General features: G+C 71.3%; 18 protein-coding genes. 9 read left to right on the forward strand and 9 right to left on the reverse strand.

What is annotated here, in order from left to right; translation table 11 throughout:
* Window positions 1-110 precede the first annotated feature (110 nt).
* Window positions 111-1,592 (reverse strand): xylulokinase, encoded by a 1,482-nt coding sequence (gene xylB, locus ACF1B9_RS24890; protein WP_391744260.1) that lies wholly within the window; start codon window positions 1,590-1,592, stop codon window positions 111-113.
* A gap of 282 nt (window positions 1,593-1,874) precedes the next feature.
* Here xylB and xylA point away from each other — a divergent pair, with 282 nt between their 5' ends.
* Window positions 1,875-3,044 (forward strand): xylose isomerase, encoded by a 1,170-nt coding sequence (xylA, locus tag ACF1B9_RS24895; protein ID WP_391744258.1) that lies wholly within the window; start codon window positions 1,875-1,877, stop codon window positions 3,042-3,044.
* A 116-nt stretch (window positions 3,045-3,160) separates the two neighbouring features.
* Here xylA and ACF1B9_RS24900 read toward each other — a convergent pair whose 3' ends face one another.
* From ACF1B9_RS24900 to ACF1B9_RS24915, 4 genes are all read right to left on the reverse strand, one after another.
* Complete coding sequence (locus tag ACF1B9_RS24900) at window positions 3,161-4,408, reverse strand: ROK family protein (protein ID WP_391744256.1); 1,248 nt, start codon at window positions 4,406-4,408, stop codon at window positions 3,161-3,163.
* A 209-nt stretch (window positions 4,409-4,617) separates the two neighbouring features.
* Window positions 4,618-5,262, reverse strand: a complete 645-nt coding sequence (locus ACF1B9_RS24905) for a DUF305 domain-containing protein (RefSeq protein ID WP_391744254.1) — start codon at window positions 5,260-5,262, stop codon at window positions 4,618-4,620.
* Window positions 5,259-5,909, reverse strand: a complete 651-nt coding sequence (locus ACF1B9_RS24910) for a DUF3105 domain-containing protein (protein ID WP_391744252.1) — start codon at window positions 5,907-5,909, stop codon at window positions 5,259-5,261. Before ACF1B9_RS24910 ends, ACF1B9_RS24905 begins: the two co-directional genes overlap by 4 nt.
* Before the next feature lie 84 nt (window positions 5,910-5,993).
* Window positions 5,994-6,422 (reverse strand): hypothetical protein, encoded by a 429-nt coding sequence (locus tag ACF1B9_RS24915; protein ID WP_391744250.1) that lies wholly within the window; start codon window positions 6,420-6,422, stop codon window positions 5,994-5,996.
* 144 nt (window positions 6,423-6,566) lie between these two features.
* On the opposite strand from ACF1B9_RS24915, the gene ACF1B9_RS24920 reads away from it, so the two are divergent.
* A complete protein-coding gene (locus ACF1B9_RS24920) occupies window positions 6,567-7,175 on the forward strand; it encodes a GNAT family N-acetyltransferase (RefSeq protein ID WP_391744248.1) in 609 nt (202 codons plus the stop codon).
* A gap of 159 nt (window positions 7,176-7,334) precedes the next feature.
* Here ACF1B9_RS24920 and pcaB read toward each other — a convergent pair whose 3' ends face one another.
* Window positions 7,335-8,723, reverse strand: coding sequence for a 3-carboxy-cis,cis-muconate cycloisomerase (pcaB, locus tag ACF1B9_RS24925; protein WP_391744246.1), 1,389 nt, complete (start codon window positions 8,721-8,723; stop codon window positions 7,335-7,337).
* A 133-nt stretch (window positions 8,724-8,856) separates the two neighbouring features.
* Window positions 8,857-9,624 carry a VOC family protein gene (locus ACF1B9_RS24930; protein WP_391744244.1) on the reverse strand — a complete coding sequence of 256 codons (768 nt, stop codon included), beginning with the start codon at window positions 9,622-9,624 and terminating at the stop codon, window positions 8,857-8,859.
* A gap of 173 nt (window positions 9,625-9,797) precedes the next feature.
* Here ACF1B9_RS24930 and ACF1B9_RS24935 point away from each other — a divergent pair, with 173 nt between their 5' ends.
* Window positions 9,798-11,507 (forward strand): FUSC family protein, encoded by a 1,710-nt coding sequence (locus tag ACF1B9_RS24935; RefSeq protein WP_391744242.1) that lies wholly within the window; start codon window positions 9,798-9,800, stop codon window positions 11,505-11,507.
* The gene (locus ACF1B9_RS24940; protein WP_351085938.1) at window positions 11,504-12,010 is read left to right on the forward strand and encodes a MarR family transcriptional regulator; all 507 of its coding nucleotides are present in this window, start codon (window positions 11,504-11,506) and stop codon (window positions 12,008-12,010) included. Before ACF1B9_RS24935 ends, ACF1B9_RS24940 begins: the two co-directional genes overlap by 4 nt.
* Window positions 12,011-12,073: 63 nt before the next feature.
* On the opposite strand, the gene ACF1B9_RS24945 is transcribed toward ACF1B9_RS24940, so the two are convergent.
* Window positions 12,074-12,196, reverse strand: coding sequence for a hypothetical protein (locus ACF1B9_RS24945; protein WP_391744240.1), 123 nt, complete (start codon window positions 12,194-12,196; stop codon window positions 12,074-12,076).
* Between the two features lie 150 nt (window positions 12,197-12,346).
* On the reverse strand, window positions 12,347-13,150 hold the full coding sequence (locus tag ACF1B9_RS24950; protein ID WP_391744238.1) for a DUF4344 domain-containing metallopeptidase: 804 nt from the start codon (window positions 13,148-13,150) through the stop codon (window positions 12,347-12,349).
* Between the two features lie 694 nt (window positions 13,151-13,844).
* Here ACF1B9_RS24950 and ACF1B9_RS24955 point away from each other — a divergent pair.
* The 5 genes from ACF1B9_RS24955 to ACF1B9_RS24975 all read left to right on the forward strand — a co-directional run bounded on the left by ACF1B9_RS24955 (window position 13,845) and on the right by ACF1B9_RS24975 (window position 18,462).
* Window positions 13,845-15,464: an ATP-binding protein gene (locus ACF1B9_RS24955; RefSeq protein ID WP_391744236.1), complete on the forward strand. Its 1,620-nt coding sequence runs from the start codon at window positions 13,845-13,847 to the stop codon at window positions 15,462-15,464.
* Window positions 15,461-15,868, forward strand: a complete 408-nt coding sequence (locus tag ACF1B9_RS24960) for a roadblock/LC7 domain-containing protein (RefSeq protein WP_093896207.1) — start codon at window positions 15,461-15,463, stop codon at window positions 15,866-15,868. Before ACF1B9_RS24955 ends, ACF1B9_RS24960 begins: the two co-directional genes overlap by 4 nt.
* The gene (locus ACF1B9_RS24965) at window positions 15,865-16,236 is read left to right on the forward strand and encodes a DUF742 domain-containing protein (protein WP_351085929.1); all 372 of its coding nucleotides are present in this window, start codon (window positions 15,865-15,867) and stop codon (window positions 16,234-16,236) included. Before ACF1B9_RS24960 ends, ACF1B9_RS24965 begins: the two co-directional genes overlap by 4 nt.
* The gene (locus ACF1B9_RS24970) at window positions 16,217-16,831 is read left to right on the forward strand and encodes an ATP/GTP-binding protein (protein WP_351085927.1); all 615 of its coding nucleotides are present in this window, start codon (window positions 16,217-16,219) and stop codon (window positions 16,829-16,831) included. Before ACF1B9_RS24965 ends, ACF1B9_RS24970 begins: the two co-directional genes overlap by 20 nt.
* A 65-nt stretch (window positions 16,832-16,896) precedes the next feature.
* Window positions 16,897-18,462, forward strand: a complete 1,566-nt coding sequence (locus tag ACF1B9_RS24975; protein WP_391744233.1) for a cytochrome P450 — start codon at window positions 16,897-16,899, stop codon at window positions 18,460-18,462.
* Window positions 18,463-18,552 lie beyond the last annotated feature (90 nt).

Raw genomic sequence — 18,552 nt, forward strand, 5'->3', positions numbered from 1 at the left:
TCGCTTCCCCAAACCGGTCCGACGGTGACCGCGGGGCCGCCGCCCGGGGCGGCTCGGACGAAGTGACAACCGGTCAGCGCACCTTGCCGGGTGTGTCGGGTGTACGGGACTCAGGCTCCGCCCAACAGGGGGGTCATGGCCCGATCCAGAACCGATCCGACCCGCTCCCAGGTGACCGAGTCCCTTTGCGTAGCGGGGAGTTGAGCCTCCTTGCCGGTGCCCCAGTCGGTAGCGATCGCGACCGGGTCGTCACCGGTGGCCGCGGCGGCGGCGAGTGCGGCCGCGCCCAGGGCCACCAGTTCGCCGCTGCCCGGCACGATCACCGGGCGCCCGGAGAGCCGCCGTACCGTCTCCACCCAGGCGCGCCCCCGGGCGCCGCCGCCGATCAGGCGCAGCGGCCGGGCTGCGGTCTCGGGATCGGCGGGGTCGAGACCGCAGGCCCGGAGAAGTTCGTCGAGGGTCCGCAGCGCGGTGACCACCGCGCCCTCGTAGGCGGCGCCGAGGAGTTGCTGCGGGGTGGTGTCGTGCCGGAGTCCGGTGAGCAGCCCGGCGGCGCTGGGCAGATCGGGGGTCCGTTCACCGTCGAGGTAGGGGAGGATCACCGCTTCGCCGCCGGGGACCGCGTCCTCGCGGTCCAGGCCGAGCAGCGCGGCGATCTTGTCCACGGCGAGAGTGCAGTTGAGGGTGCAGGCCAGCGGGAGATACGTACCGTCAGTGGCGGCGAAACCGGAGAGCGCCGTCGAGGTGGGCCGGGTCCGGGAGGCGGCGAAGACCGTTCCCGAGGTGCCGAGGCTGAGGACGGGGTGGTCCAGCAGTCCGGCGCCGCCGAGTCCGAGACCGACGGCGGCACTCATGTTGTCCCCGGTGCCCGCTGCCACGGCGATCGAGGCGGGCAGGCCGAGCGCGTCGGCGGCCTCGGCCGTCAGCGAGCCGATGCGGGTCGCTCCCGTCTGCGCCACCTCTGGCAGCAATGAGGCGTCCAGACCGAGGAGTTCGAGCAGCCCGGGGTCGTAGGCGCCGATCGCCGTGGAGTACCAGCCGGTGCCCGAGGCGTCACCGGGGTCGGTGACGGCGGCGCCCGTGAGTCGTTCGGTCAGGAAGTCGTGGGGGAGACGGACGGCCACGGCTCCGGCGGCGTTCTCCGGCTCGTTCTCCCGCAGCCACTGCCACTTGGACGCGGTGATGGCGGCCACCGGCACCGACCCGGTCCGTGCGGTCCAGGCCGCGGCCCCGCCCAGTGCCGCGGTGAGGGCGGCGGCCTGCGGGGCGGAGCGGGTGTCGTTCCAGAGCATGGCGGGGCGCAGGGGGCGTCCGCCGGGGCCGAGGACCACAAGGCCGTGCTGCTGTCCGGCGACCGCGATGCCGGTCACGGCGGAGGCGGCGACACCGGACTCCTTCAGGCCGGCGGCGACCGCGTCGCACAGCGCCCGCCACCACACCTCCGGGTCGCTCTCCCGGGCCCCCGCCTCGCCGGTGACGACGTGCGGTGCGCGGCCGACGGAGAGCAGCCGGCCGGTCCCGGCGTCGACGAAGGCGGCCTTGGTGGACTGCGTGGAGCTGTCCACGCCGATGACGACGGTGTGGGGCGGCATGGGCGACCTCATTCCTGTGCTGCGGGTGACGGGGACGCGGGGGTGGCGGCTGCGGTGGGTACATCGCTCCGGGGGCGGCTGCTGGAGCCCGCCCCTTGATTTGATCGTACGGAAAACAAATTACGCGATCGGTCCCGCCGGGAACAGTGATCGATCGGCGATTTCGCTGATGAGGGGTTACGTGTGGAGGGGGTCGCATGCATGATTAGTCATGCGTATGAACAAATAGGGCTTGATCACCTCGACCAGCCATGGAACCCCTCAGCACCGAAGGCGGAGACGATGACGGAACGCTTCACGCCCACCCCTGACGACAAGTTCACCTTCGGACTGTGGACCGTGGGCTGGCAGGGCCGTGACCCCTTCGGTGACGCGACCCGTGCGGCGATCGACCCGGTCGACTCCGTCCGGCGGCTCGCGGAGCTCGGTGCGTACGGTGTGACATTCCACGACGACGACCTGATTCCGTTCGGCTCGACGGACACCGAGCGCGAAGGGATCGTGAAGCGGTTCCGGCAGGCGCTGGACGCGGCCGGACTCGTCGTCCCCATGGCGACGACGAACCTCTTCACCCACCCGGTGTTCAAGGACGGCGCGTTCACCGCCAACGACCGGGACGTGCGCCGCTACGCCCTGCGCAAGACCCTGCGCAACATCGACCTCGCCGTCGAGCTCGGCGCGACCACCTATGTGGCCTGGGGCGGTCGCGAGGGCTCCGAATCCGGCGCCGCCAAGGACATCCGGGTCGCTCTCGACCGTATGAAGGAAGCCTTCGACCTGCTCGGCGACCACGTCACCGAGCAGGGGTACGACCTGAGGTTCGCCATCGAGCCCAAGCCGAACGAGCCGCGCGGCGACATCCTGCTGCCGACCATCGGACACGCCCTCGCCTTCATCGAGCGTCTTGAGCGTCCGGAGCTGGTCGGCGTCAACCCGGAGACCGGGCATGAGCAGATGGCCGGGCTGAACTTCCCGCACGGCATCGCGCAGGCGCTCTGGGCGGGAAAGCTCTTCCACATCGACCTGAACGGCCAGTCCGGCATCAAGTACGACCAGGACCTGCGCTTCGGCGCGGGCGATCTGCGCCAGGCGTTCTGGCTGGTCGACCTGCTGGAGACGGCCGGTTACCAGGGACCGCGGCACTTCGACTTCAAGCCGCCGCGGACCGAGGACTACGACGGCGTCTGGGCGTCCGCCGCGGGCTGCATGCGCAACTACCTGATCCTCAAGGAGCGTGCCGCCGCCTTCCGGGCCGACCCCGAGGTGCGGGAGGCGCTTCGCGCGTCCCGGCTCGACGAGCTGGCCCGTCCGACCGCGGAGGACGGCGTGGCCGGGCTGCTGGCCGACCGGTCGGTGTTCGAGGAGTTCGACGTGAACGCGGCGGCGGAACGAGGGATGGCGTTCGAGGCCCTGGACCAGCTGGCGATGGACCACCTGCTCGGGGTCCGCTGAGCTCCGCCGCAGCGACGCGGGTCGATGGGGGTGGGCCGGACTCCGCCGGGCGGGTCCGGCCGGCCCGTCCGCTCGGTGGTGGCCGTACGCGCCGCGCGTCTGCGGTCGAAGGTGGATCAGCCGGGTTCCCGGCTCCTCGCATGTGCCACCGGGTCGGCCAGTACCCCCGTCATCACCAGCGCCGCAGCGCCCCGCGCCGCGTCGCCCGCGACGGACGAGGCGCGCAGCCGGCCGCTCCCGGGAGACCAGAGCCCCGACACCACACGGCCGGTCAGCTCCTCGTCGGCGGGCGGTGACAGCCACGGCATCAGGTTCCGGTAGACACCGCCGAGCACCACCGCGTCGGGGTCGAGCAGATTCACCGCCCCGGACAGCACCCGCCCCAGCATCCGGCCGGCCCCCGCGACAGCGGCCACCGCCCGCTCGTCCCCGGCGCGGGCGCGTCGCTCCAGCTCGGCGACGCCGCCTCCATTGCCCGACTCCGCGATCCCGGCGGCCCGCAGGAGCGCCGCCTGCCCCGCGTACTGTTCCAGGCAGCCGCGCGAGCCGCACCGGCACTCCGGGCCCGCCGCGTCCACCACCACATGCCCGATCTCCCCGGCGAATCCGTGTGCCCCGCGCAGGAGTTCACCGTCGATGACCAGTGCGCCACCGACACCGATCTCGCCCGTCAGATAGAGGAAGCTGCGGACGGTGTCGAGCCCGCCGAACCAGAGCTCGGCCAGCGCCGCCAGATTTGCCTCGTTCTCCGAACCCACCGGCAGCGCCCGGTGACCGGGGCGTTCGGCGGCGAGCGACGCGGCGAAGAGCTCCTCGGCCGGAACCCGGTTCCAGCCCAGGTTGGGTGCCTGACGCACCGTACCGCCGGAGACCAGACCGGGAAGCGCGAGGGCCACTCCGACCGGGAACAGCTCCTGTTCGCGTGCTGACTCCAGGGTGCGCGCGGCGATTTTGGCCGCCCGCGCCAGCACCTCCGCGGGGGGCGCGCCGCGGTTGTCCAGGTGCTCGGTGAGCCGCACCCGGCCGGTGCCCGCCAGATCGACGACACACACCGACACGTAGTCGATGTTGACCTCTACGCCGAGCCCGGCGGGCCCCGTGCGCGCCACCTTGAGCGCGGTCCCGGGGCGCCCGGCCTGTCCACTGAAGGTCTTGCCGGACTCGGTGAGGAATCCGATGCCGAGGAGCTGCTCGACGAGCGAGGACACGGCGGCCCGGGTCAGCCCCACTCGCGCGGCGACCCCGGCCCTGGTCGCCTCGCCCTCGCCCTCGTCGCGGACGGCCCGCAGCACCAGGCTGAGATTGCTCCGACGCACGGTGTCCTTGTCGGCCTTGGGCCCCAGCGGAGTGAGGTTGCTCGTCATATCGGATCCGAGCCTATGCGATGGGCCGTGCGATCCGTCCGGTGAGCCGGGGAGCCGGTGCGCCTCCAGGGCCCTCCGGTCCCGGCGGCCGCCCGCCGCGTCCCCCGACCGGGGACGGCCCGACCGCGGGGGAGAGAAACCACCGCGAACGGGCCGTCGCCGACCTTGTGAGCGCACATGGCCGCACGGGGCGTCGGAACGTCGGATGCTCAGGCCGTCGAACCACGCTCCTTGAGCATGTCCGCCATCAGCCCGATCTCCGACTGCTGGCCCCGGACCATGCCCGCGGCCAGATTCCTGATCTCATCGGTGCCGGCCGCGTCGGCCGCCGCCTGTGCCATCTGCGCACCGGCGCGGTGATGGGTGGTCATCAGCTTCAGATACAGCACCTCGGCGGCCCTGCCCTTCGCCGCCCGCAATGCGTCGAGCTCGGTCTCGGTCGCCATGCCCGGCATCAGTGAACCGTCACCCCTGGGCGTGAAGCTGTGACCCATCCACTTCATGGGAGGAGCAGCGGACGACTTCGCCCGGCCCCACATCTCCAGCCAGCCGAGCATCATGCCGCGCTGGTTGGCCTGGGTGTTGATGATGTCGTACGCGAGCCGGCGCACCGCCACGTCGGACGTACGGTCCCGCACGATGAACGACATCTCGACCGCCTGCTGATGGTGGATCGACATGTCCCGGGCGAACCCGACGTCGACCGACGCGTCCGAGGGGGCGGACGCCGGTGAGGCGGAGCCCGCGGACGAGGACGGCCGTACGAGCATCAGCGCGACCAGGCCGAGGGCCAGCAGCAGCACCACCCCGCCCGCCGCCACCATCGGGCGCGAGGAGCGGGTCGCCGACGTCACTGGGCGACTCCGCCGGTGCAGGCCGCGCCCGGCTCCGGGGTCTGCGGCCCCTGCACGTACGTGGTGAAGAACTGCGCCACGCGTGGGTCGGTGGCACTCGTCACCGTCATCTGCTTGCCCCACGCGCTGAGCATGAGCGGGGCGGCCTGGTCCTCGACCGGGCTCATCAGCGAGTAGGGCGTCCTCCTGACCCGCTCACCGAACTTCTCGATGTCGGCAGGCTTCGCCCTGCTCGTGTACGTGACCCAGACCGCGCCGTGCTCAAGGGAGTGCACGGCGTTCTCCTTCGGTATCGCCTTGGTGTAGACATCGGCGTCGCAGTTCATCCACACCGGATTGTGATCGCCGCCGACCGGCGGGTTCATCGGATAGGCGACCTTCTTGTCGACATGGTTCTGCGAGAGCTTGTCCCAGGTCCGCTCGCCGCTCACGGGCGAGGACTTGGCCTCGACGTCGGCCTTTTCCTTCTTGTCGGCGGCGGACATGAGATAGCCACCGCCTGCGACCAGTGCGGCCACCACGGCGACGGAGGCGGTGAGGACGATGACGCGGCTGCGCCGCTCGCGGGCCCGCTCCTTGCGGCGGGCCTCCTCCAGTTTGGCGCGGCGCGCGGCGGCAGGGGTGTTCTGCTTCTTGGCGGTAGCCATGGAAGTCCTTCGGTTCGACGTGATCGATGGGGTCGAGGGCATGCGGGAGTACGTCCTCGGTGTCCCGAGGAACGGGCCCTGCCTCTAGATCCGTTGAACCTGCAGACGGAGATGGTCGACTTCCCGTACGGCGTCGTTGGACGGACCGCGGATCGCGGCGGCGCCGGTGAGCGGGGCGACGGGGGCGGTGGCCGTCATGCGGGGAAGGGCCACGGGTGCGCTCTGGCCGGGCAGTACGACCGGTGTCGCGTGCTCGGAGGTCCCGTGGCAGGAACTGCCCGTGCCCCGGTCGTCCGGGGCATGGGCGATCACGGACTGAACGGCCACCGGATGGATCGGTGTCATGCCCAGGGCGCCGGCGGCGGCGTGTGTGCCGGAGCCGTGGACCGCCGAGCCCAGGGCCTCCGTCGAGCAGCACGAGACCATGGCCAGCAGTACGAACAGCCAGCCGAGAACGGCCGACGCGTGGGCGCCCTGCCGTCGTCGGCGCGTCCCTTCGCTCGGCGTGTTCATCCCGCCATCGTACGTGGTGTGTGAAGTTTCAATGAGGGGTGGGAGGGTGCCGGACGGGGGAGTGCGCCACCCCGGTCGGTGGACGGCACTCGCACGCCGCGACCAAGCGCGGGGCGGCTCCCCGCACCGTGCGATGATGCGCCCATGCCGTACCTGGTGCCGCCCCATATTCCTCCCGGGCGCCTCGCGGACTCCGTGCAACCCGCTCTCCCCGTCGCCGAAGACCTGCTCCTGCGACCGTGGCGGTACGGGGACGCGCCGACCGTTCTCGCCGCCTTCGCCGACCCGGCCATCCAGCGCTGGCATCTGCGCCGCGCGGATACCGAGGACGAGGCACGCGACTGGATCGATCAGTGGCGCAACGCCTGGTACTGCGAGACCGGGGCCCATTGGGCCGTCGTCCGCCCCGGGGGCACGGCCGACGGTGCCGAGGAACTGCTCGGCCGGATCTCGCTCCGTTCACTGACACCGGCCATCGGTCAGGCCGAATGCGCCTACTGGATGCTGCCGGCGGCCCGGGGACGGGGCATCGCGCCCCGGGCCCTCTCGACGCTGACACGCTGGTCCTTCGACGCGATCGGGTTCGAGCGCCTCGAACTCCACCACTCCGTGCTGAACGAGGCGTCCTGCCGGGTGGCGGCCAAAGCGGGCTTCGCCCTGGAGGGCACCCGGCGCCGGGGCCACCTGCACGCCGACGGCTGGCACGATATGCACGTCCATGCCCGGATCCGCGGGGACGGCGCCCCGGGGTGACCCCGGTCGCGGTAGGCCGTTCGCACCTCCGCCCGCCCCTTTCTCCACCTCGGGGCCGACGATGCCCGACGAACGGACCCGTTCCGCATCCGTCCCCGAGCGGCCCGGACCCCGTGCGGCGAAGGCGCGGCGTCACCTCGTCACGGGCCGCGCGTGAGGTCATCCGCGGTCCAGCGCACGGTCGGTGAGGGGGCCCGCGCAGCCGGTGTACCGGGCGGGCTCGGTCAGTTCGGACAGATCGAGACCGGAGAGTTCGGGCTCCTCGTCGAGCACATCGGCGAGTACGTCGGCCAGATCCGTGGTCTCCGCACGAGCCCGAGCGGCCGCGTTCACCAGGACCTCCTTGGCACGCTTGCGACCGATCCGCTCGGCGAACACGGCGGCGAGCCGTTCCGAGACGATCAGCCCGTCCGTGAGCTGGAGGTTCTCCCGCATGGCGTACGGGACGACGCGCAGTCCCTCGGTGAGTTCGGCGGCATCGCGCGCCGCCCCGCCGACGAGCCGCAGCAGTTCACGCAGCGGCTCCCACTCGGCGTGCCACGCCCCGGCCGGCCGCTCGTCCCCGGCGGCGAGCGAGCCGTACAGCGTCGCCGCCAGGCCGGGGGCGCGACGGGCCGCCGCCGCGATCAGCGTGGCGCGCACCGGGTTGGCCTTCTGCGGCATGGTGGACGAACCGCCGCCCTGGCCCTCGGTGACCTCGCCGATCTCGGTGCGGGACAGAATGAGCACATCGGCCGCCAGCTTGCCGAGCGCGCCCGCGGTGAAGGCCAGCGCACCCGCCAGGTCGGCGACCGGGGTACGCAGGCTGAGCCACGGCAACAGAGGTTCGGCCAGACCCAGTTCGTTCGCGAACGCCTGGAGCACGGCCAGCCCACGGCGGTCGCCGTCGGTGCCGGCGACGGAGTCGTCGGCCTCGTCGGCCTCGTCGACCGGGGGCAAGGCGTTGAAGGCTGCCAGCGTCCCCGCCGCGCCGCCGAGTTGTACGGGCAGCGACTCCCGTACGGCCGACAACCGGTCCCGTGCGTCGAGGATGAGCGCCCGCCAGCCGGCTGCCTTCAGCCCGAAGGTGGTCGGCACGGCGTGCTGGGTGAGTGTGCGGCCGGCCATCGGGGTGCTGCGATGCGCGACGGCGAGCCGTGCCACCGCGTCCGCGGCCCGCACCAGGTCGTCGAGCACCGGGGCCAGGGTCCGCGCGGCGACCAGCATGGCGGCGGTGTCGAGGATGTCCTGGCTGCTGGCGCCCCGGTGGACATAGGGCCGGGCGTTCGGTTCCACGAGGGCGACCAGGTCGGAGACCAACGGGGTGACCGGATTACCGCTCGCGCGTGCGCGCAGCGCCAGGTCCCGTACGTCGAATCGGCGTGCGTCGGCCGACGCGGTCACCGCCCGCCCGGCCTCGGCGGGGGCGAGCCCGCAGTCCGACTGGGCACGGGTCAGCGCGGCTTCGGCGTCGAGCATCGCCTGCAGAAAGGCGCTGTCGCCGCCGGCCGTCTCGGCGGGGGAGCCTGCCCGCCCGGGGGCGAGCAGGCCGGCATCGCTCTCGTGCATCAGCTGAACTCCAGGAAGACCGTTCGCCGTCCCCCCGAGGGCGGCTGTCGAAACGCTGGACACGCGGGCTCGTGGGTGTCGCGATCGGTGTGATCCGGACGAGCGGCACTGACCAAGGGCTGTCCCGTGACACTTACCCCTCGTCGGTCGCCCGGTGGATGCCGAACACCGCGCCCTGCGGATCACGTACCACCGCGATACGCGGCCCGTCCGGAATGCTCGTCGGCGGCATCAGCAGTTCGCCCCCCGCCCCCTGCGCGGTGGCCGCCGTCGCGTCCACGTCCGTCACGGCGAAGTACGGCAGCCAGTTCGGCGGCGCGTCCGGCGGGAACTTCTCGTCCATGATCAGCATGCCGCCGAAGTCCTCGCCCGCCACGCCCCACTGCGTGTAGCTCTCCGACGCGGCGTTCACCGTCCACCCGAAGACCGCGGGATAGAAAGCGAGCGCGGGATCGGCCTCGCGGGTGACGAGTTCGACCCAGCCGAGCGCGCCCGGTTCGTTCAGCCGCTCCACACCGGCGAAGGCGCGCCCCTGCCACAGCGAGAACACCGCACCCGAGGGATCCGCGACCACCGCGAACCTGCCCTGGTCGAACACGTCCATCGGCCCGACCAGGAGCGAGCCACCTGCCGACTTCACCTTCTCGACCGTCGCGTCCGTGTCCGGGGCGGCGAACGAGACCGTCCAGGCGGGCGGCCGGCCCGGCTGGTAGATCGGACTGAGTGCGGCCACGCGAGCGTCGCCTAGGTGCGCCATGGTGTAGCCGCCCGCCTCCTCTCGCGGATCGGTCTCGCAGCGCCAGCCGAAGAGCGCCGCGTAGAACGATTTGGCGGCCGGAATGTCGGGGGTGCTCAGCTCGATCCAGCAGGGACCGCTGGGCACCGGTTGGGTGAGCTTCATTCGGTTTCCTCCGTGGACGCGGGGTCACGTGGGCGCATGTCTGTCCGTCGGTCGGTGCGTCCTCGTGCAGTCGCACGCTATGTCCTCGTGGCCGGGGCGGCCATCCGTGCCGCGACGAGGGGGCGGGCGGAGAGGAATTGTTTTACGGGTGTAATACCTGCTAAAGTGTTTGAGTGAGTGATACAACCATCCTGTCCAGGCAGCCCTCCGTCCGCAGACTCCCGTTGGCAGCGCCGCTGCGTCTCGCCCGGCCCTCGGACATGTGGTTCAAGCCGGCACTGAGCGTCGTCGTCGCCACCGCGATACCGGATCTCGTGCTGTTCGCCATGGACCGGCTGGACCTCGTGATGTACACGATGGCCGGTTCGCTCTGCGCGCTGTACGGCCACAATCTGCCGTACGTCCGCCGTGCCCGAGCTGTTGCCGGAGTCGTCGTCTCCATGGTCATCGGCATGGCGATATCCCTGGTCGCGGCCTCGCTCACCGGCTCGACCGCCGTTCTGATCGCGGTGGGCGCCCTGCTCGCCGCAGGGCAGAAGACGCTGTGCGACGCCACCCGCATCGGCCCGCCCGGACCGGTGATCTTCACGTTCGTCACCTCGGCCGCGCTCTTCGCCCCGCAGCACCTGGGCCAGGTGCCCGGCCATCTCGCGCTGACGCTGGCAGCGGGCGTGATCTCCTGGCTGGTCACGGTCGGTCCCGTGGTGATCCGCAGGGAGGGCCCCGAGCGCCGGGCGACGGCCCGCGCGCTCGACGCGGCCGCGGCCTACGCCGACGCCCCCGGTCACCGCACCCGGCACGCCGCGGTCGCCGCCGTGCACGCGGCCTGGCAGACCCTGCTCGCCGCGGGGCGCCCCACCCCCGCACGGGCGGCGCTCGAACGCCTCGTCGTCCACGCCGAAGCCGTCCTTGCCGGGGGCGCCCACGGCACCTCTTCGGCCGCCTCCGCCGCTGCCGAGCCCGAACGGCTCCGTGCCTGGGCCCGGCAGGCCCGTGCCCGCGGCCCCGTCCCCACCCCGCCGCCCGCTCCGGGCACGTCCGACGAGCTGTTCGGCATCGACGCCGAACGGGCCGCCCGGCGCACGGTGAGCCGTCGCGACGGCCGCCGCGCACTCCTGCGCGGCTTCGCCCCCGGCTCCCCGCTCCTGCCCATCGGCGCCCGCGCTCTCATCGGCTGCGCCCTGGCCGGATACGCCTCCCAGGCAGTCGGCGTCGGCCGCCCCTACTGGGCGATCGTCACCGCGGCCTCCCTCTACCAGGCCAATGTGACCTTGTCCTGGAACCGGGCTCTCCAGCGCACCCTGGGCAATCTGATCGGCGTCCTCGTCTTCGCCGCGGTCCTCCCGGTCAGCCGTACGGGGCCACTGGCCCTGATCGGCTTCTGTCTCTTCTTCGGTTTCGCGGCCGAGGCCCTGATCACCCGCAACTACTGGCTCGGCTCCATCGCGGTTACCCCGATGGCCCTGCTGGTCCTGGAGTTCGGCGGCACCCATCCGGCCGGTGAACTCATCGGTGACCGCGTCCTGGACACCCTCATCGGTGCCGGGGTGGGCATGCTCGCCGCCATGGTGGTCACCAACCGGCGGGCCGCCGGACGCCTCGAAAAGGCCCTGGACGCCACCGACCGGGCCCGCGCGCACGCCGTACACGCGCTCGCCGCACCGCACCCCACCCCCGCCGCCCTCGACGCCGCGCGTCGCAGGCTGACGGGATCACTCGTCGAGCTGCGCGAGGCCGATGACACCGCGGCGGGCGAATGGTGGCAGCGCGCCCTGCCCCAGGAGCAGGTCCTCGCGGCCGAGCAGGCCGGACACCGTACGCTCGCGGCGACAGCGAAACGGCAGGGGCTGATCGCCTCCGCCCAGGAGAACGGAGCGGTGTGACCGACGACATCGTCGCCTCGGTGGTACGGCAGTGGCAGGCCGTCAACCCGGAACTGGACACCGGCCCGATGGAACTCATCGGCCGCATCAACCGCTGCGCGGCCCTGCTCCAGCAGGCGGAGGACGCGCCCCTGAGAGCCGCCGGCCTGACCCGCGCCGAGTTCGACCTGCTCGGTGCCGTGCGCCGCACCGACCGCGAGCTCACCCCCGGCGAGCTGGCCAGGGAGACCTTCTCCTCCGGTGCCGCCGTCACCAAGCGCCTGCGGGTCCTTCAGGAACGCGGTCTGGTCGACCGCCGCAGCGACGACCGCGACCGTCGTGTCGCCCATGTCCGCCTGACCGAGGAGGGCCGTGAGCTGGTCGACCGGCTGCTGCCGAGGCAGCTGGCGTACGAACGCGCGGTGCTGTCCGGCCTCGACGAGCAGTCCCGCACGCGACTCAGCGCTCAGCTCAGCGAGTTGCTGGTGCAGCTGGAGGGCCGTATCGGCGGCGCCCGGCACTGAACCGGGACCGGGGCGCCTCCGGCGGAACCGCCCCGTCCCCGCTGCCCGTACGCGAGCCGGGGTTCAGTTGCTGACCTCGACGGACCCCGTGATCCTGCCGCAGCCGAAATGGACCAGCACCGTCACGTCGTACCGTCCGGGGCCCGCGTCCTGCCGAATGGTCGCCCCCTCCGGTGGTCCGTTCATCGCGAACTTCAACGAGACGACCAAGACCGGTGACGTCGTCGGCGTGATCGGCGGATACAAGACCGGCGGAGCCACTGATGACACGTCCTACAGCTCGTACTTCGGCAAGGACATCAAGGCTCTGGTGTGGACCGACGGCGAGGTGTCCAACTACATGGACACCGACCAAGGCGGCCGCATCGGGGTCGCACGGAGGGCTCGGCCCTCCCGCAGGTGCGGTGCGAGTGCTGTCGTCCACGAGGCGCGTACGGCGTTCCATTCGTTGGCGCACCCCTTCGCCCGCTCGGCAGGCAGGGCGTCAGGGCCCACCAACTCCCGGTGGCGGCCGGAAGCGGCGCCGTAGACGTAGCAGCGGTGGTTGACCGCACGCCGGCCGTCCGAGGAGTGCTCGTCGGGCCCGTCGTCGACATCCTCGTTCGTGACCTCGGACAAGTGCCAGGCCTCGGCGGCCGCGAGCAATTGCTGTTCGCCGGCGGCGCCCTTGCGCAGCAGCATCAGGGCGGCGAACTGGTCGGCGAAATCCTCTTCCCGGCCGTGCACGCGCAGGTCGAAGACGTCCACGAGGGCATGCGCCGTCTCGTGGAACAGCGTTTCCAGCATGACGGCCGTCACGTCGTCGTCCGCCCGCCGGGGCCCGGCCCGCCGGAAAAGCTCCCGGGTTTCGGAGACCTCGTCGTAGCAGACCTCCACGTGGGTGAGCTCAGGATCGTAGGAGGACCCTTCGCCGTGACACGAGACCACGCCGACGGATATCGGCCGGTCCACCTCGACCAGAGCGGTGACCGCCGACGCGGCCTCCTCCACCACCTTCCGCCTTCGCAGGAAGGCGGCGTCGTCCCGGTCGGAGTCCGTCGGCGCCGCATACCGGATCTCGATGCCCGAACGTTCCGCTTCGGTAAGGGAGGCATCTTGCTTCTGGCAGCCGGACACACCGGCGACCGCTACCAGCACCATCCCCCCGAGGCACGCGCCGAACCGGCCCGCCGACCGCATCACTCCACCTGCTTCCCTGTATATCGCCGTGACCACCATCCTGCCCCGACGTTGGGGACCAACGGAACGGATCCAGGGTGCTGGCCAGGACCGCGTGCGGCTGCCGAAGACGCCGTGAGCGGCCCCGATGGGTGGGGTCCGCGGTGATACCGGGGGCGGCGAGGAGTGCCGCGTCGCCGACGCGACCTTGCCGTACACCCGCCCTTCAGTCATGAATGTGCGCCTTGCGATCCACTTCGATCGCATGTGCGCGTGTTCCGTTCTGAGGGGCATTCTGCCGGGTGGAACAAGTATCGCTCGGTGCTGACCTGTCAGATTCTGCTTGGACTACGGCCCTCTTCGAGTGAGCGGGGGCGAAGCGTGCCGCTCTCGGTGGCTGTAGTGGTGTACCTCTCTGCGGTACACCAGAGGGGCCGGGTCACCCATTCCCCTTGATCGTTACTCCTTGTGCACGCTTGGAGGCGGTGCGTGCAAAAACTCGTGAGTGTATCTCCGCGGGATCGCTCGCGCAGGGGGTTGGGTGAATGTGCCGAAGCGCTGATTCGATCTGACTAAGCTCACGCGCAGCGCAGTCGAGTTGATATGAATTCGAGCGCTTGTTCCAGAGTGTCTTGTACGCGCGTATACCTCCCGAATCAACCGCCAGAGGTTCTAGATGGTTCGTGTTGAATCACCGCCGATCGAACGAGGAATCCCCGTCGTTCGGGCCATGTTGCTGCCCATGCTGCTGACGGGCGGAGCGACCGCAGCCGCGGTGGCACTGGTCTCCCCGGCCGCGCGGATACCAGTCGTCTGGTGCGGCGCCCTCGCCACCGTCGTCGTCGTCGCACTCACCGTTCAACTCGCCCGCAGGGCACGCGACCTGCGTACCCAGCGCACGGTGTACGAACGGCGCTTCGCCGACCTGGAACGGCGCATCGCCACCCACGACGACGAGACCGTGCGGATCAGCAAGGAGCTCCTGCCTGCCGCCATCCACCGGCTGCGCGTGGGCAATTCGCCCGAAGAGGTGCTCCGGGACGTGGTGGACGCGGACGAGATGTACCGCGACCTGCCGGACGCCCAGCGCACCCTCGTCTACACCGTGCTGAACATCATCGACAACGAAGAGGCGATGCGTGACTCCGCGCAGCGCGCCTTCGTCAACGTCGCCCGGCGCGTCCAGGCGATCGTCCACCGACAGGCGAGCGAACTGCGGGAGATGGAGGAGCACCACGGGCGCAACCCCGACGTCTTCGACGACCTGCTCCGCATCGACCACGGCACCGCGCTGATCGGCCGGCTCGCCGACTCCATCGCGGTACTCGGCGGCGCCCGGCCCAGTCGCCAGTGGCCGAAGCCCGTACCGCTGTTCAGCGTCCTGCGCGGCGCCATGTCGCGGATCCTGGAGTACCCGCGGGTCGATCTGCACTCGATCGCCAAGGTCGCCATCATCGGCACGGCCGTCGAACCGCTCATCCACGCCTGCGCCGAACTCCTCGACAACGCCACGCGCTACTCCCCGCCACAGACCCGGGTGCACGTCACCGCCGTCGAGGTGCAGACCGGCATCGCCATCGAGATCGAGGACGGCGGCGTCTCGCTCAGCGAGGAGGCTCGCGCTCGGGCCGAGAACATGCTGGCCAGGGCCCAGGCCGGCTCCAGCATGAACGACCTCGGCGAGTCCCCACGTCTGGGCATGGCCGTCGTCGGACGGCTCTCGCGGATGTACGACCTCCAAGTCTCGTTGCGGCAGTCCGCGTACGGCGGCGTCCGTGCCGTACTCATCGTGCCCCGCGCCATGATCACCACCGGACCCGCTCCCGGCATCGCCCACGGCATCGGTGCCACGTCGAGGCCCACCAGCGACATCGACCAGGAGGCGATGAAGCACGTCGTGCCCGCACGCCGCAAGCCCCGCCCCGTGGCCGAGCGCCCCGCCACCGGACCGGTCGCACCCGTCACCCGGCCGGTACTCCCCGCGGCAGCCATGGAGGACGACGTCCCCGTGGTGACCGAGTGGACCGCGGGCGGGCTGCCGCAACGCCGCAGCCGCGGCCGCGCACCCTTGGGATCGCACAACCTTCCCGCACAGCCCGCCGCCCCCGCCGCGGGACAGCGCAACGGCTACACCAACGGCCACCCCGCCGGCCACGGCCAGGGGCACGACAGCGGAAGGGAGCAGCCCCCGGGTCTCTGGCTGGAGGCCTTCACCAACGCCGTCAACGGGGTGCCGCAGGAGCCGAAGACGGACGAAGACTCTGATGACGCGTGGGACAAGGGAGACCTGAAGTGATCCAGCAGCGGGGAAACATGGACTGGATGCTCAAGGAACTGGCCGACGACGTGCCGGACATCCATCAGATCGTGGTGCTTTCCGCCGACGGTCTGCGCATCGCCCGGCACGGCGGCGACCCCGATGTCGCCGACCGTCTCGCGGCTGCCTGTGCCGGACTGCAGAGCCTGGCCGCCGCCGTCGCCTCCGAGATCCCGTACAGCGACGGCCTCATGCGGCTGGTCGTCATCGAAGTCACCGGCGGGTTCTTCTACTTGATGGCCGCCGGAACCGGCGCGTACCTCGCGGTCCTGGCCGGTGAGACGGTCGACGCGGGGCTCGTCGGGTCACGGATGCGGGACATGGTCGTCAGGATCGGCGCCCATCTGACGAGTCCGCCCCGCCACGACGGGCAGGCCGGATGAATTCTCCCCGACGAGAACGCCGAGAAGCCGATCCGGCGCTGAACGATCCGGAACGGCTGTACGTGATCACCGGCGATCCCGACGGCAGCGAGCGGGCGCCGCTCGACCTGGTGACCATGGTCGTCGCGAAGGCGCAGCCGTCGCCGACGGTCCAGCCCGAGCAGGCAGTGATCCTGAGGCTCTGCCAGGCGCCGTTATCCGTCGCCGAGATCTCGGCGTACCTGGGTCTGCCCTTCAGCGTGGTGACGTCGCTCCTCACAGAGCTCCTCGCGACCGAACTCATCGAATCGCGCGCGCCCGTCGCCCGCGCCACTCTTCCGGACAGGTCCCTTCTCGAAGCGGTGATGCATGGACTTCAGAAACTCTGACACGATCACCGGCCCCCGGCGCGAGGACGTCCTGCCCACCACGGCGACCGCCGCGGTGAAGGTCGTGATCGTCGGTGGCTTCGGGGTCGGCAAGACGACCATGGTCGGATCCGTCAGCGAGATCCGGCCGCTGACCACCGAAGAGACCATGACCCAGGCCGGTGTCGGCGTGGACGACAACTTCGGGGTGGAGAGCAAGACCGCCACCACCGTCGCCATGGACTTCGGCCGGATCTCCGTCAGTGAGGAACTGATCCTCTACCTGTTCGGCACTCCGGGCCAGGAGCGGTTCTGGTTCCTGTGGAACGGCCTGTTCGAAGGCGCCCTCGGCGCGGTGGTCCTCATCGACACCCGCCGCCTCGAAGTCAGCTTCGACGTCATCGGGCGGCTGGAGGAGCGCGGCGTGCCGTTCGTCGTCGCCGTCAACACCTTTCCCGACGCACCGAAACACCCTGTCGAGGCGCTCCGCAGCGCCCTGGACCTCCCCGAAGAGGTTCCGATGATCGACTGCGACGCCCGGCTGCGCGCCTCCAGCCGCGACGTACTGATGACCCTGATGCGCTATCTGCACAGTCTGGCCCTGCCGCTCGCCTGACCGCAGTACACACCCCCCGCGCGTCCCATCCGTCTGGTCCTTGGAATCCTCATCCTGGAGCGATCGTGACAACCCCATTCCCCTACGAGCCCGGACCGGCCCGGGGGCCGGTTCCACCCCCCGAGTGCCCGGCCCACGGTCTCGGTACCGGCCCCGGCGGCGTGCGCCGCCTCTACGGCCCGGAGGCCGAGCGCGACCCCCACGGGCTGTACGACAAACTGCGTGCCGAGCACGGCACCGTGGCTCCCGTACTGCTGCACGGCGACGTACCCGCCTGGCTGGTCCTCGGGCACAGCGAGAACCTGCACATGACCCGTACCCCCTCGCAGTTCTCCCGCGACTCCCGGCGGTGGTGGGCCCTGCAGGACGGCACCGTCGCCCCCGACCACCCCCTGGCACCGATCTTCACCTGGCAGCCGATCTGTGCCTTCGCCGACGGCGCCACCCATGAACGCCAGCGCGGCGCTGTCACCGACAGCATGGCCCGCATCGACACCCGCGGGGTGCGCCGCCACGTCAACCGCTACAGCAACCGGCTCGTCAACGACTTCTGCCAGGAAGGCCGCGTCGACCTGGTCAGCCAGTTCGCCGAGCGGCTGCCGATGATGGTGATGTGCGCGATCCTCGGCATGCCGGAGGAGTACAACGACCGGATGGTCCAGGCCGCCCGCGACATGACCCGGGGCACGGCGACCGCCGTCGCGAGCAACGCCTATGTCCTCGAAGCGCTGACCCGACTCGTCCGCCGCCGCCGCCGCGAACCGGCGGACGACTTCGCCACCTGGCTCGTCGAGCACCCCGCGGCGTTGAACGACCAGGAGGTCAGTGAGCATCTGAGGCTGCTCCTCATCGCCGCCTACGAGTCGACCGCCAACCTGATCGCCAACGTCCTGCGCATGGTGCTCACCGACCCCCGCTTCCGGGCCAGGCTCAGCGGCGGCCACATGACGGTGCCGGAGGCGGTCGAGCAGACGCTGTGGGACGAGCCGCCGTTCACCGCGGTCTTCGGCCGCTGGGCGGTCGGCGACACGGAACTGGGGGGCAAGCAGATCAAGGCGGGTGACGCCCTGATCGTGGGCATCGCGCCGGCCAACAGCGATCCGGTCGTACGTCCCGACCTGGGCGCCGACATGGCGGGCAACCGGGCCCACCTCGCCTTCAGCGGCGGCCCCCATGAATGCCCCGGGCAGGACATCGGACGCGCCATCGCGGACGTCGGCGTCGATGCCCTGCTGATGCGGCTGCCCGACCTCGAACTCGCCGTCGACGAGAGCGAACTGAGCTGGATCGGAAACATCATGAGCCGGCATCTGGTGCAGCTCCCGGCGGACTTCGCCGCGCGCCTGCCGCAGGACGACAAGGAACCGCCGTCCATGGGGAGGCCGAACCCGCAGCGTCAGGACCGGGATGTGCAGTCGACGGTCCGGCACACCGCCCCCACGCCCGGACGCGCACCCGGTCCGGCCCCGGTCCCCGCCACGACCGGCGCGATGTCCATGGCGACGACCACCGAGGAGTCCCGGGGGACCCTCGCCGAGCCGTCCGCCGTCGGCCGGATCCCGCAGCAGCGCGGCAGGACCGCGCCCGCGAGGCTGTGGCGCGCCGTCTCGCGCTGGTGGAGCGGCGACTGACCCGACTCGCTCGTCGGCGCGAAGACGGGACCGGCCGACGGCCCGGCGGGACCGGCCGTGCGGAGTCGCTCGGACCCTGCCCCGGCCGGT

Origin of the sequence: Streptomyces sp. NPDC014727 (genome assembly GCF_043083485.1) — a bacterium.
Classification (GTDB): domain Bacteria; phylum Actinomycetota; class Actinomycetes; order Streptomycetales; family Streptomycetaceae; genus Streptomyces.